The organism is Pseudomonas protegens (genome assembly GCF_003363755.1).
Classification (GTDB): domain Bacteria; phylum Pseudomonadota; class Gammaproteobacteria; order Pseudomonadales; family Pseudomonadaceae; genus Aquipseudomonas; species Aquipseudomonas danubii.
This window is the reverse complement of sequence record NZ_CP031396.1, coordinates 3539816-3553324: the sequence shown is the minus strand read 5'-3', so window position 1 is coordinate 3553324 and position 13509 is coordinate 3539816. Positions and strand designations below refer to the sequence as shown.

Below are 13509 nucleotides of genomic sequence, written 5' to 3'. Positions count from 1 at the left end.
CTGGAATATCCCCGCGCCCTTATTCCTCCAGCAAGGGCAGCTCAAGGATGAAACAGGAACCCTGGCCCACCTCGCTGCGGCAGCTGATCCGCCCTTGATGCCGGTCCACCACCGCCTTGACCATGGACAGTCCCAGGCCCAGGCCATCGATGCCCTTGGCCGAGGCAAACCGCTGGTACTGACCAAACAACAGGGGCAGTTCCTGGGCCGCAATGCCCCGGCCCTGGTCGATGATTTCGCAACGCAGCCAGCCCTCGGCACAGCTCACCCGAACATTGACGGTGGAATTCGCCGGGCTGTACTTGATGGCGTTTTCCAGCAGATTGAACAGGGCCCGGGTCAGCAGCGGCTGATCTGCCAGGACCATGCTCTCGCCTTCCTCGTCCAGATCGTGCACCAGGTGGATATGCTTCAACTGGGCCAGGGTCGTGGCCTGGTCGAAGGCGTCCAGGACCAGCATGGCAAACATGCTCGGCGCGAACTGATAGGCCTCCGACTCGGCCTTGGCCAATTGCACGAATGCCTCGGTCAGCCCCAGGGCTCGACGCACCTGCTGCTCGATCTGGCTGTAGACCTGCCTGGGTGGCGATGGCTGGCGGCTCTGCACGTCCAGCAGCGCGAGGATCGCCGAATGGGGCGCGCGCAGATCATGGGAAAGAAAACGCAGCAGTACGCCCCGTTGCTGTTCGGCGTCCCGCTCGACGCTGAGGTCGGTGAGGCTCAACAACCAACCGATGGCGTTGTCACTGTCCACCGGCAGCAACGGCGCCAGTTCCATGCGCAGGCTGCGTTGCTGAATGTCGCGAAACTCCAGCGCCGTCAGTTGCTCAAGCCTGGGATAGTGCGCAGGTTCCGTCAGGCCCGGATAGCCCAGGGCGGCCAATTGCGCGATCAAGGGCTGCCCGACCAGTGAGTGGGCGAAGACTTCCCGGGCATTGCGATTGGCCAGCAGAATCTTGCCGTCCGGGTCGCTGATCAGGGTCGCCACCGGCAGGTACTCCAAGCCGTCGGCGATAAAGCGCCGGGTATCCCGGGTCCGGCTCAGGGCCTGTTCCAGGGCGACGATCTGCCCTTGCAGCACATCACCGGCGGGGGTCTGGCTACGACGGCGCTCCGGCAACACCTTGGGCTCGTTGTCCAAGCGCTCCAGCTCCCAACCGAAATAGGCCAGGATCACGCTGAGCCGACGCCAGTTCCAGATCAGGTACGCCAGCAGCATGCCCAGCAGGCTGGCCACCGGCGACCACCAGTAGCCCAGACGCAACATCAGCACCGATCCCAAGAGCGCCAGGCCCATGCAACCCAGGGTTATCCACAAGGCGTGACGCGGTCGCCAGAGCAACAACCCGAGCAAGGCTGCGGTCAGGGCCATGGACCACAGCATCCCCGACCACTGGCCCAGGTCGACGATGCTGCGATGCTGCAACAGGCCATTGAGCAGGTTGGCCTGGATCTCCACCCCCGGGGTGGTGCCCTGGCTGCCGGATTGCGGGGTGACATAACGGTCGCCCAGCCCCGGGGCGGTGGAACCGACCAGGATCAGCCGGTCACGCAGCAACTCGGCGGGCACCTCGCCACGCAGCACGCTGACATAGGGCACGCTGGGAAAGCCCGCCGCCTTGTCGATAAAGGCAATACGTACCGGGTTGGCTCGCAGCCAACCCCTGCTGATCTGTGGAGTCGCGGGGCCCGGCATCAGCGGCGACAGCGGGTCGGCTTCGGTGAGCTGGTAGAGCAACCAGGTCAGCTGCGCCCGCGGTGCCTGCTGCGGACCTTCGCGCAGGTAGACGCTGCGCACGGTGCCGTCGGCATCCGCTTGCGCATTGATATGCCCCAGGCCCCGGGCGCAGTGGCGCAGCACCGGCACCGGTGGGATCTCCTCCAGGTCCTGGCCATAGCGAGCAACCCCCTCGCGCAGCACCGGCAGGAACACCGTGCCGGCGCGGCACAGGGCGGCGGCCAACCGGGTGTCGTTTTCCACAGAGCTGCCGGGCTCGCTGAGGATCACATCGAACAGCACGCCTTTGACCTTGGCGTCCGTCAGCCGGTCCAGCAGCTGTCCATGCATCGTCCGGGGCCAGGGCCAGCGTCCCAGTTGCTGCAGGCTGTAGTCGTCGATGGTCACCAACAGAATGCGCGGATCGACCGGCAGCGGGGTAAAGCGTCGCAGGTTGTCATAGAACAGGTTGTTCAACGCCAGGCCCTGGCTCAGGGACAGCAAGGCCGTCAGGGGCAGCAGTATCAGGCCAACCCACAGCCATTCACGTACCAGGCGGCGAAACAGACGCTGGGCCTGGGTCGGTTCACGGCCGTTGGCCCTTTGCTTCCAGAGACTCATCGACGGTCTGCCGACGGCTTATTGAACACGAGTGGTCCTGGGGTAGTAGAAGATGTCATAGACCCCGGTTTCTCCTTCCAGGCCATGCTCATCGAACGCCGAGAGCCGTACATGATAGAAAAACGCCTTCAGGCCAGTGAAGTTCACTTCCGGGGTGCTGGAGAACTGTTCCTGCTTGATGTTGAGGAAATCCTTGTCGGTGGCCACCTGGGCCCGATAGCGACGGGCACCCGGCAACGGTTGCAGGATCAGTTGCCAGACGGGCAGGGCGCCGGTTTGTCCGGCCTGCCCCAGCAGTCGGGGCGCGGCCAGCAGTTCCACCGGTTTGAGCTCGCCCTGCTTCTGAATGCGCAAACCCTGGCGCGCCATGACCTGGACTTCCCCTGGCCGCGGACCTGCAGGTTTATCCACAACGCGCTTGCCGGTACGTTGAGCAGCCTTGCTCGGCGGCTCGTCTTCGCGGCTCACCGCCACCTGGCCGTTGAGCACCTCCACCAGGGATTGCTGATCGTCATTACGCACCCGGAAGTGAGTCCCTCGTACCCCCAACACGCCCACGGGGGTCACGATCTGGAAGCGGTCGTGGTCACTGTTGCGCTTGATCACATAGGACTCGATCTGCCCCTGTTCCAGGACCACCTGAGGAATGCTGTATTGCGTATTGAGTTGCAGGGTGACCTGGGAACTGGAGGGCAACACCACTCGCGAACCATCCCCAAGGGACAGGCTGACGAAAGCCGATGGCGAGGTTTTCACCCCTTCTTTCTCATCGATGCTCATGCCTTCTTCCAGGGCCACCTCGCGGCCCTTGGCATCCAGTTTCCAGGCATCACCCGTCAGATGCTCGACGGTAGCCGGCAAGGGCTGGCCACGGCATTGCTGGTTGTCATCTATATAGGGAAGGCGTTGCGGGGCAGCCTGCACGGCGCACGATGGCAGGATCAGACCCGCTAGCAGCAATGCGGCGCACGCCACCTGCAACCGGCCAACGGACGGAGAAGGGCAGAGGTCATTCATGAATATGCTTTGAGCCTTTGGGAAAACCACGGCGAAATCCTACGCACCATACCTGAGGCAGCGCGTGGGCAGAAAGCCGGACGCTGCGCGGCGTCGCCCAGAGGAGAGAGGACGGGTCGGAACCGGGAGGGAAGCGCACAGGGAGCGAAGAAAGTGACACGTCCCTGTGTCGGAACCGAGGCGACAGGTCGCCCGGCCCAAAGTCCTGAGGAGGCACTCCCTGTATTCCCCTTCAACGACGCACGCAAGCGCGCGTTGTGCCGCCAGCCTGGCGGTTGACACTCCCTGTGTCGGAGCACTTCCAGGTGCCCCCGTGTGCCACTCAGCGAGGAGCAATGTAACGCTGGCCGAGAGGCTGCGACGGATTTGCAATATTTGTTCAGAATCATCGCCGCGTCCTCTTAGAAGACCCACCGCGGCGCGGGTTGCTGCTGAGTCGAAGGCAGGGCTATCCGCCCTATCACCGGTTCGGCGTCCAGGGTCAGGGTCGAGTCACGGCTGACGGGCAAGACCGCCGTCGGCTGGTAGCCATCGACGCTTGTTGCCTGATAGCGGGGGCAGGTCAACGAAGGCAATGCACTGGCACTTATCCCCAGATAAGCAGCCAGCATCAAGCTGAAGAGGCGCACCGGGTCGTCGCCGCTGAATATTCTGACCAGCGCGACCTGGCCTTTCCTTAGCATGTTCCCCATGGTTCTTTTCCTTGCTTGTGCGAGCCGGTATCGTGCTGCTGCAGTAGCCGGCAGGCACCCGTGCTCCGGGGGCCTTACCGGCTATTTGATATCAGCGTACCGAGGGACCGGGGGCTCAAGAGCAATTCGCCACAATTGTTCAGAATCAGCCAAGACACCTAAACTTCCCCCAGCCCCCAGCGCACAAGCGGCTGCCTCGGGCACTCTCGAACCAGAAGGAACGGCCTTGCATGCGTGTCGCAATACTGGATGACGAACCCGCAGAACTGGCACGGGTGGAACAGACACTGCGAGAAATGCCCGGCCCGGGCGAACAGTCCTGGACCCTGCACCGTTTCGAACGGGGAGAGGACCTGTTACGCCAACTGCGGCGGGAAACCTTCGACCTGCTGATTCTCGACTGGCAAGTGCCAGACCTCAGCGGCCTGTCGTTGCTGCGCTGGACCCGCGAGCACATGGACTCGCCTCCGGCGGCCATCATGCTCACCAGCCGTGATGCCGAGAGCGATATCGTCCAGGCCCTGAACACCGGCGCCGATGACTACCTGAGCAAGCCTTTTCGTCCCAACGAACTCAAGGCCCGGGTCAATGCGGTGCTGCGCCGCCACGGCCTGCAGCGCAGCAGCAGCGAGGAGGTCCTGACCTTCAATGACTTGAGTTTCGATGACGCCGAACTGACCGTCACCCGCGCCGGTGCCCCCATCAGCCTGACCGAGCGCGAGTACCGCCTGGCCCGCTGCCTGTTCGCCAACCTGGGCCGGCCGCTGTCCCGGGAGTACCTGTACGAGCGTTTCTGGACCCACGAAGAAATGGTTTCCTCACGGCCCCTGGATACCCACATCTACCGTCTGCGCAACAAGCTCGGACTGACCGCGGACCGTGGCTGGCAGTTGCTGACGATCTACGGCTACGGCTACCGGCTGGAAAGTGTCACGTCACCTGACGAGCAGGGCAACTGACTGCTTGCCGTCAAAAGCGGCTTGAAATCACTGCGGGTCCTGCCAGACATCTTCATAGCCGGCGCGATCGATGATGAAACGCGCCCCGCTCGGCAGATAGAGGTAATCGATCACCTCTGGCAACAGCTCGGGCAGGTGCTCGGCGCACAGGGGCTGGTAGAAATCCACGGCTGTGGAATGTTCGCCGCAGTGGATAAACCAACTGATCGTGCCGTTCTCCGGCAACTCGACCCGGGTGCCATAGATGGGCGACTGCGCCAGGGAACCGGTGGCCAGTGCAATCATCGGCTCCGGTGCCTGGGGGGCGAGGTCGTAGCGTTCACAGATAAGCTGCTGTCTTTCGTTCATTGCTCCAGCCACCAATTGAGCAAGGTCTCGTCATCGGTGTCATCGAGGTTTTTATAGATGTTGGCGTAGTACCACTCGATGCCCGTGGTCTCGCGGAAGCGGTTGAAGAACCGGGCGATGTTGTCCATGCCGTTTCGCGCCGGCACCGACAATGTCAGATTGCCCTTGTAGCGCCCGTCGAGCATGCCGCCCAATTCGCTCGCCACATCCGCCGCCAGGGCAACGATATGTTCTTCAGGAATGTGATCCGCATAAATGTGGATGCAGAAGTTGCCGCCTCGCTTGAGCACCACGGCGGGGGCCTGGGGGTCCTTGATTGAAATGATGTCGCCCTTGGCCAGGTTCAGCGTCAGCCCCGGTGAGTAGAGAATCTCGTAACTGTCCTCATCGAGCCGCCGTACATGCAGCGGCTCATAGACCGGGCCGTGGCTGTTCTGCCCCGCAACAACCCGGATCGATATTTCCTGGTTTTCATCATCCATAACAAATTTCCGAGCAATTGCTGTTTTAAAAAAAGGGTGAAAAGAGCCTGGCCGGGCCCAGCCGCCGCTCGAAGAACAATGACGACTCTCCGCGCTGGGCAAAATCCAGCGTGGTTTTTTCATGGCATTGAAACAGGCTGGGCACTGGAATGAACCGGTCCCACGGCACCTGTGACTCTGCCTGATCAAACCGTACAACGCGCTGTTTATCGTCAGCACTCAGACCACAATCTGCGGCATTGAAACGCCAGGCGATGGGGAAGCGTGCTTCATCGCATAGGTGGCTGCTTGTACCTGCCAAGGTCAACGTCCTTATTGTCCAGTTAGCCTTCCACTTCCCAGGCCAGATCGGGATCAGCCGAGCCATAGGCCGAGAAATAAGCCAGGGCCTGTCTCGCTCGCTCTTTAACCACACACTGATACCGAGGGTAACTGCCGGACTGGCCGCCGGCGAACAACTCAACCTGCTGATCGTCAGGACTGTCTGCGCTGAGCAGGGTCTGCAACGATTGATCGACGTCCTGGGCGATAAAGACCACATACTGATCGGCCGCACCGCCCCCGATATGCATCAGGGTCTGGTCGCTGAAGAAAAAAACCGTCGAGCTGAAGGCCTTTCCGTCCAGGCGGTTGAACGCGGACAGCACCTGCGTCGAGTCGGGGTTCAACCACTCATGGGTGTGACAACGATTACCGGCATATTCATCTTCAATGATTTTCTTGAGCATTTGCCATGACTGCCTTGTGCGGATAAAAACGCAAATCGTTATGGATGAGGGATTGAACAATCTGCCAATAAAAAAGGCCAACGCAAGCGTCGGCCTTTTTATTGTCAGCTGTGTCGCTGGTGTAGGTGGGCAAAGTTAACCGACTTTGACAGATTGAAATATCAGAGGTATACGGCACGTTTGGGCAAAGTTAATCTTCCTATTGGAAGAAGTTAAAGTGCGGAAACCTATTTTTGGCCAAAGTTAGACGCCATGGAAATGAACAACGATTTTAAAATTCGGTGAATTGACAATTTGTCAAAAGAGAATATAAATTTAAACTATATAACTCACTTGTTCAAGTACGTCTTATTGAGTTAATACAAGTCTCTTTCGGCAACTTGTAACTGTCAGCCCTCACACTCACCTCCACCCCATAACTGTACATAAATACAGCCATGTCAGCTGATCCATGACGATCTACGCTGGCCGAAAGCATAGAAGAGGAGCCGCTAGTCTGGGCAGATACTCCTGCTCCGTCACCATCACGTAATAAAGCGTCGCTAGGCTGAATCGAATGGGCCAGCCTTCTCTGGTCTAGAGGAGGCCTATTGCCCTCTCCATCCATGCGGACAAATTCAACAGACCGCTCTGATAGCTTGGTACCGGCTGCAGAGTACGTTCGCATGTCCACTGATCACCAACGGTACTCTACCGAAAACCAATCAGCAGCCATCCATGCATACGCAATGAGCCATGGCATGGAAATCATCACAACTTACCGAGACGAAGGGAAAAGCGGCCTGGACATCGGCGGTCGTGATGCTCTGCGCAGGCTGCTAGACGACGTCCAGACCGGACATACCCAATTCCAAGTCATTCTTGTCTATGACGTCAGTCGGTGGGGACGCTTTCAGAACACGGACGAAAGCGCCCACTATGAGTATCTTTGCACTAGCTCAGGCATCAAGGTTGTGTATTGCGCAGAGCCATTCGAAAACGACGGTTCGCCTTTGGCAACAATTTACAAAGGCATCAAACGATCCATGGCAGGGGAGTACAGCCGAGAGCTATCCCAAAAAGTTTTCGCTGGTCAGTGCCGCCTGGTCGAAAAGGGGTTTCACCAAGGTGGGCCAGCAGGATATGGATTACGTCGTGCATTGATCGACGAGAAAAACGAATTCAAGGCAGAACTCTCAAGGGGCCAGCAGAAGAGCATCCAGACCGACAGGGTCATTTTGATTCCTGGGCCCGAGGCGGAAATTGAGGTAGTTCAGCGCATCTACCATCAATTCGTCCACGACAAAATGAACGAACGTGAGATCGCCAACGCACTCAATGCTGAAGGGCTGATCACCGACTTTAACCGTCCTTGGAGCCGGGGCAGCATCCACCAAGTGCTGACCAACGAAAAATACATCGGTAACAATGTCTACAACAAAACGTCCTCCAAGCTACGTAACCGCATCAGTCGCAACCCACCCGACAGGTGGGTTCGCTGTGATGGAGCATTCCAGGGAATTGTCTCGCTGGAGGTGTTTGCGGTCGTTCGCGAAATAATCTTGCAGCGCTCACATCGCCTGGACGATGCGCAAATGTTGGAACTGCTTCGTACTCTGTTGAAACGGGCGGGTTTATTGTCCGGAATGCTCATCGATGAGCAGGACAACATGCCGTCTAGCACTACCTATATAAGCAGATTCGGCGGGCTTTTACGTGCATACACACTTATCGGTTATACACCCGACAGAGACTATCGATATTTGGAGATCAATCGCTCCATAAGACAGTTGCATCCGACGGTTCTTGAAGATGTTGTCAAACACCTGAAGCAAGTCGGAGCCCAGGTCGAGCCCAATCCTAAAAATGACCTACTGACCATCAACGGTGAGTGGACGGCGTCAGTGGTCATAGCGCGCTGCCAGGCGACACCTATAGGAACTCTTCGCTGGAAGCTCAGATTCGACAACAGCTTGGCGCCAGATATCACGATTGCTGTTCGCATGGAGCACACAAATCTGCAGGTGCGGGACTATTACCTGGTTCCCAGAATAGATATGGGGGCATGGCCACAAAAAATGGCCGAGGAAAATAGCCCTTTAATCGACAGCTACCGCTTCACAACGCTGGATGTTCTTGATGGGCTTGCTGCCCGTTGCTCCCTGAAGGAGGCTTGCCAATGACCGTCCCATCAACTTCACGCGAACGTGTCACATTAATTCCAATAGCACAAATTCATATCCTGAACCCTCGAACGAGGAATAAAAAGGTTCACCGTGAGCTCATCGAAAATATCAAAACGGTGGGCCTCAAACGCCCCATCACATTAAGTCGAAAAGCCTCGCCGCAAGGCGCGCTCAACTATGACCTTGTGTGCGGACAAGGCAGGCTCGAGGCGTTCCTAGCTCTGGAGGCCACAGAGATTCCAGCATTTGTGATTGATGCTGTCGAAGAAGATTGCCTTGTGATGAGTTTGGTAGAGAACGTTGCTCGAAGGCAACATCGCCCGATAGATCTCATGAACGAGGTTGGACGTTTGAAGGAAAGGGGCAAGACTGATGCAGAGATCGCAATAGTAATTGGTAGCACAGCATCATGGGTCAACATGATCGTTGGGCTACTTGAGCGAGGTGAAGAAAAACTCCTGTCAGCTGTCGAAACCGGTTTGATCCCTTTAAGCATGGCAACCGACATCGCCCGAAGCAGTGAAAGCGACATCCAGAATGTGCTCACCGATGCCTACGAGCGTGGAATAAGAGGAAAGAAAATAACCAAGCTGCGGCACATTCTAGAGCTCCGTGCCAAGAAGGACAAATTTGTGCGCGGGAGCTCATTAGGTGTCAGCCAGAATAAAAAGAAAAGACTGACGCCCGCAGACTTGAGACGACTATTCGAACAGGAAGCCGAACGACAGCGCTTAATGGTAAAAAAAGCCGCCTTTACACACGACCGCGTTGTTTTCGCCATTCAAGCTATCAAAGAACTCTTGTCCGTCAGTGACTTCGAAAAGCTGCTCTCTACAGAGCATCTGAATTTGATGCCGAAACTGATACAGACTCGGCTTCTTGGGAACGGAGGGCAGTTGTGATGTCTGAGCAAAGACTTGAGCCTACTGGCGCTCAGCAGACTCATCTTCCAAAAAAGGCTTTTTTGGATGAGTGCGTTCGAGTCGAAGTGGCCAATATCATACCCCTGAAAATCTCAAGGCCAGCGGTAAAAGAAAGCCTTAAATACCAACAAATCTCAGCATCAATCCAGGAGGTCGGCCTGGTCGAGCCACCCGCTGTAACACCAGTACCTGGACGTAGCGGGCATTACTTTCTGCTAGATGGCCATCTACGCATTGAGGCGCTGAAAGACCTAGGAGAGTTGGAAGTCGACTGCCTCGTGGCAACCGACGACGACACCTACTCTTACAACAAACGTACCAACAGATTATCAGCCGTTCAAAGCAACAAAATGATAGTGCGGGCAATGGAGCGTGGAGTCTCTGCGGAGCGGCTTGGCAAAGCGCTTGGATTATCACCGCAGACCATCAAGCAAAAATTCCGGCTACTGAATGGCATTTGCGCTGAGGCCATTTCGCTTCTGGGTGATACGGAATGCCCAGCGAATGTTTTCCATCATCTGCGTCAGATGAAACCATTGAGGCAAATTGAAGCGGCTGAATTGATGATCGGGAATAAAAATCTCTCTGTACTACTCGCTAAGGCACTTTTGGCTGCAACACCTTCAGACCAATTGGCAGTACCCAGAAAAAACCAACCTGATCAAATCTCTGCCGAATCAATTGCTCGCCTTGAGCGAGAGCTGGCCGCTCTGCAGATGCAGATCAAAACAGTGGAAGAAGACTACGGGCCTGATGTCCTTCATCTCACAGTCATTAAAGGATACCTGACCAAGCTTCTTGCTAACGCTGCCGTCGTCCGGTGGCTGGCTAGGCATCAACCTGAGTTCCTGAAAGAATTCCAATCCATCGCCGAGTTGACCGAGCTACCTTGGGGAAGTCATGAATCAGATGCTGCGCAACTAGAGCAAGCTGTCGAGACAAAAGAATAATTTCATAGGTCAAGCTGACGGTGGTTTTTTTACGTCGACATGCTGGTACAAGGTGGTGAGTGGTGATGATCGCCTATTTGCGCCAGCGCGGTTCCTATTGTAAGTGCCTGGGTGTGGGATAAAAGCCACCGCTCAGCACCTTCAAAAAGTCGCTAAGTGACTGCCGACCATTGTTACCTTTGAACGTGACGATGACATAGCAACTGCCGCTGGCGGTGAGGACTATCCAGTAAGGGCTCCTGTGGGCCATCAGGTGGATATCAGAGGTACGAATGCGACGCCCGTCTTCAAACCGTCCTGCACCCGCACGAGTGTGCTTATGCACCACACCGACCGCAGAACACGCCACAATCTCGACTTCTGTCAGGAAGGCAGTCACTGCCATACCGCTGAAATGCCGCTCTGCCGCCGCGAGCCGGAGTTCACCGAAACCTCTTGAGGTTGTCATGTCAGATTCCCTGCCAATGAGGTAGGTAGGCCAGGCAAGGCCGGGTCTAGAAAACCTTAACCACTGTCGCCAACTCTGCTGATTTACGAGTGCCAGGGCCCAGCAGAAAATACGCGGTATTGCGGGTCTGAAAGCAAAAACCATCCGAGAACGACACCATTGGAGTAGTACGCACCCAGTCTCCCGGCTTCAGCCGTCCTTGGCTGTCCATGACCACCTCGTGCGCATAGATCATGACTGGGAGACGAGCATCACGCTCCAGCGCTTCCAATAGTGATGGCGGCATCACCAGATCAATCCAGATCCATTGCCTAACTAGACAATACGGCGCATGACCGAAACGCCGCTGGGCGAGTGCTATGGCCTCTTCATCGGAAGCATTGTGGCCGAGCATAGAAATGCCCTCGCCATACAACAGCTCTGTGATCGCATCCAAGTTTTTCATGACAGCTAACCTCCGCTGAGCATGTGCATCGTCGACGCCTTGCCCGGTGCATACGTTAAGCACTCGATCTGATAGCACGACTACCTTAGCCGGGCCGATTCTCCGCCCCAAACAACCCGTCCGCGAGATCCGCCATAGTCAAACACCGAGTTGTCGCCCCCATACTCGCGTCGCTAGCTTTTCGAGGACTTTCGCCAGCAGCACGCCCCAACGCTAATTTGATCAGGGCATCTGTTGATATCAAGGCACCGCGCTGAGTACCTTCAGACGTCACGTGGCCGCCTCTTACCATGGCGCCTTTATTTGCCAAAGAGTTGGTTAGGTGTACTGACTTACTGCCCAAGCGCTCGGCAACTTCTGCGACCACAATGTGCGTGGAGAGAAACATCAGCAGATCCACTACCGAAATAAACACCCTGCGGCTTCTGCCCAAGGACTCAACACGGGCCCCCAAATGACCTTGTTCCACCCAGGCTTTGATGTTCTCGTGCTTCCAGCGAGTCATCTTGGTGAGATCCGTAATGGTCAGCTCAAACAAGGCAGAGTCTTGTCGCAGATGCCCCAGGATTTCTTCCTGATCGAATCCAAAGGCTGCTAACCCCTGTACTTCAGGAGTTCTTGATACTGGCTTGATCTGACCAGTGAAAATCAGCCGATAGACTTCACAGGCTTGGTGGTAGGAGAAGCGCTTAGCGCTGATGTCTTCAATCCCGAGGGTTGTGTGGCAAACCACAGGCACCGGCGCTTCGGCGAGCACGTCGATCAGGCGTTGGACATCCTTCTTTAGAAATTCCCCTTTAGCGAACAGGGGTCTGTCGCTTTCCGGCACTCGATTTAAGGTTCCCGATTCCAGTAGGCGCGCGCGCACCCGACGAGTGATGTTGAGGATACGGAGCAAATCTTTGCTGGTGACGAGACCTTCTGCAGCCTGCTGGAGCGCCTCAACTGCTGCGCGGTCGATTAGGCAGAAGTCGACCAACGCCCCCTGTATGACCTTCCCAGGCAACTGGCCAGTCTTCACGTACGACATGATTCGGTCGGGCGAAGAAGCAAGCAAACGGGCAGCTTCATTAGCGGTAAACGTAGCCTTTAAGCCCAATAGCTCTGCGCCGATATACTTCATTTTTCGGTTGATCGGAGTATGGGCATGGCCGAGGATGATATCGGTAACGATGGCCCGTAAGGGTGCGTAAGCTGCGGAGTTGAACGAGGCGTTCAGCTCTCTGTACCAAGCCCCCAAATGACGAATGAATTGCCTGGAGTCTGCCTGGTTCGCGGCCTGTACCTTTGCTAGCACAAATGTCCGAAATCCAGTCAATAAATCCTGAGCCATCACATAACAAGCCTGATTGATCTCAACGGCACGTTTAAAATCAATGGCCACATTTTTCCTGTGTGGCACCTTCAAGGTCAGATTGGCGAGAAACAGCAGGAATTTGTCGATGTCCTGCGGGACACCCGGCGCATGGTTCAAACCTGAAAGCACCTGCTGATTCTCACCGGTGCGCAGGAGGATCGATGAAATCAGGAGGTTGGCGGCATCGGCTGGCAGCGCGGTCGCTAGTGACAGATCGCATCCGCAACCGCATTGAGACACGGCCCCCCGATTTAATTCCAACGACGATTCACATTCCGGGCATTCGGCGATGAGCAGTACCTGATGCAGCGGACAGGCCGTAAATAGCTGATGATGCCACGCCTGGCGGATATGACCTGATAGCTGCAGGCACTCCGGACAGACGGGGACAAGCTTTCTCAGGAATAACCCAGCAGCCATCGATCCTTCTACAGCAGGAAACGCTGCCAAACGATCAAGCCATTGCGCATCTAGCCCATGGTACTGCGCTATGGCAGACCGCTCCCCATCGGTGTAACGGCTTTTTAGCCGGACACCGGGCGGTCGCAAAAGGGCATGGGTAGACCCAAGAAAGTTCTCCTCTGTCAGTCTCAACAGATAGCCGTTGAGGCTTTCGTCAGATATGTCATCGTTTGGTATGAACGCCAGCATGGTTTT

General features: G+C 56.6%; 14 protein-coding genes. 4 read left to right on the top strand and 10 right to left on the bottom strand.

Translation table 11 applies throughout. The features are described 5' to 3' along the window. Window positions 1–19: 19 nt before the first annotated feature. The 3 genes from DWF74_RS16045 to DWF74_RS16035 form a co-directional block, all read right to left on the bottom strand. Window positions 20–2338 carry a CHASE2 domain-containing protein gene (locus DWF74_RS16045; RefSeq protein WP_115581288.1) on the bottom strand — a complete coding sequence of 773 codons (2319 nt, stop codon included), beginning with the start codon at window positions 2336–2338 and terminating at the stop codon, window positions 20–22. 18 nt (window positions 2339–2356) lie between these two features. Then, window positions 2357–3355 carry a FecR family protein gene (locus DWF74_RS16040; RefSeq protein WP_115581287.1) on the bottom strand — a complete coding sequence of 333 codons (999 nt, stop codon included), beginning with the start codon at window positions 3353–3355 and terminating at the stop codon, window positions 2357–2359. Window positions 3356–3756: 401 nt separating this feature from the next. Next, window positions 3757–4047, bottom strand: coding sequence for a hypothetical protein (locus DWF74_RS16035; protein ID WP_115581286.1), 291 nt, complete (start codon window positions 4045–4047; stop codon window positions 3757–3759). Window positions 4048–4277: 230 nt separating this feature from the next. Between DWF74_RS16035 and DWF74_RS16030 the strand changes: the two genes are divergently transcribed. Continuing rightward, window positions 4278–5006 (top strand): response regulator transcription factor, encoded by a 729-nt coding sequence (locus DWF74_RS16030; RefSeq protein WP_102862430.1) that lies wholly within the window; start codon window positions 4278–4280, stop codon window positions 5004–5006. A gap of 27 nt (window positions 5007–5033) precedes the next feature. Here the strand turns inward: DWF74_RS16030 and DWF74_RS16025 are convergent, their stop codons facing one another. From DWF74_RS16025 to DWF74_RS16015, 4 genes are read right to left on the bottom strand one after another with little or no spacing between them, the layout of a single operon-like run. Continuing rightward, entirely contained in the window at window positions 5034–5354 is a 321-nt protein-coding gene (locus DWF74_RS16025) for an immunity protein Imm33 domain-containing protein (RefSeq protein ID WP_205413451.1), read from the bottom strand. After that, complete coding sequence (locus tag DWF74_RS16020; protein ID WP_102862428.1) at window positions 5351–5836, bottom strand: DUF4265 domain-containing protein; 486 nt, start codon at window positions 5834–5836, stop codon at window positions 5351–5353. The genes DWF74_RS16025 and DWF74_RS16020 overlap by 4 nt, the downstream gene beginning before the upstream one ends. A 25-nt stretch (window positions 5837–5861) precedes the next feature. Continuing rightward, window positions 5862–6137 carry a hypothetical protein gene (locus tag DWF74_RS30435; RefSeq protein ID WP_162884100.1) on the bottom strand — a complete coding sequence of 92 codons (276 nt, stop codon included), beginning with the start codon at window positions 6135–6137 and terminating at the stop codon, window positions 5862–5864. Window positions 6138–6159: 22 nt separating this feature from the next. After that, on the bottom strand, window positions 6160–6564 hold the full coding sequence (locus DWF74_RS16015) for an Imm1 family immunity protein (protein ID WP_102862426.1): 405 nt from the start codon (window positions 6562–6564) through the stop codon (window positions 6160–6162). 605 nt (window positions 6565–7169) lie between these two features. On the opposite strand from DWF74_RS16015, the gene DWF74_RS16010 reads away from it, so the two are divergent. From DWF74_RS16010 to DWF74_RS16000, 3 genes are read left to right on the top strand one after another with little or no spacing between them, the layout of a single operon-like run. Then, window positions 7170–8726, top strand: coding sequence for a recombinase family protein (locus DWF74_RS16010; protein WP_081602908.1), 1557 nt, complete (start codon window positions 7170–7172; stop codon window positions 8724–8726). Then, the gene (locus tag DWF74_RS16005; RefSeq protein ID WP_115581284.1) at window positions 8723–9631 is read left to right on the top strand and encodes a plasmid partitioning protein RepB C-terminal domain-containing protein; all 909 of its coding nucleotides are present in this window, start codon (window positions 8723–8725) and stop codon (window positions 9629–9631) included. Before DWF74_RS16010 ends, DWF74_RS16005 begins: the two co-directional genes overlap by 4 nt. Next, the gene (locus DWF74_RS16000) at window positions 9631–10602 is read left to right on the top strand and encodes a plasmid partitioning protein RepB C-terminal domain-containing protein (RefSeq protein WP_115581283.1); all 972 of its coding nucleotides are present in this window, start codon (window positions 9631–9633) and stop codon (window positions 10600–10602) included. The genes DWF74_RS16005 and DWF74_RS16000 overlap by 1 nt, the downstream gene beginning before the upstream one ends. A 94-nt stretch (window positions 10603–10696) precedes the next feature. On the opposite strand, the gene DWF74_RS15995 is transcribed toward DWF74_RS16000, so the two are convergent. The 3 genes from DWF74_RS15995 to DWF74_RS15985 all read right to left on the bottom strand — a co-directional run bounded on the left by DWF74_RS15995 (window position 10697) and on the right by DWF74_RS15985 (window position 13503). Then, window positions 10697–11050, bottom strand: a complete 354-nt coding sequence (locus tag DWF74_RS15995; RefSeq protein ID WP_115581282.1) for a hypothetical protein — start codon at window positions 11048–11050, stop codon at window positions 10697–10699. A 46-nt stretch (window positions 11051–11096) separates the two neighbouring features. Next, window positions 11097–11495: a DUF6957 family protein gene (locus DWF74_RS15990; protein WP_115581281.1), complete on the bottom strand. Its 399-nt coding sequence runs from the start codon at window positions 11493–11495 to the stop codon at window positions 11097–11099. Window positions 11496–11580: 85 nt separating this feature from the next. After that, window positions 11581–13503 carry a TniQ family protein gene (locus DWF74_RS15985; protein ID WP_115581280.1) on the bottom strand — a complete coding sequence of 641 codons (1923 nt, stop codon included), beginning with the start codon at window positions 13501–13503 and terminating at the stop codon, window positions 11581–11583. Window positions 13504–13509 lie beyond the last annotated feature (6 nt).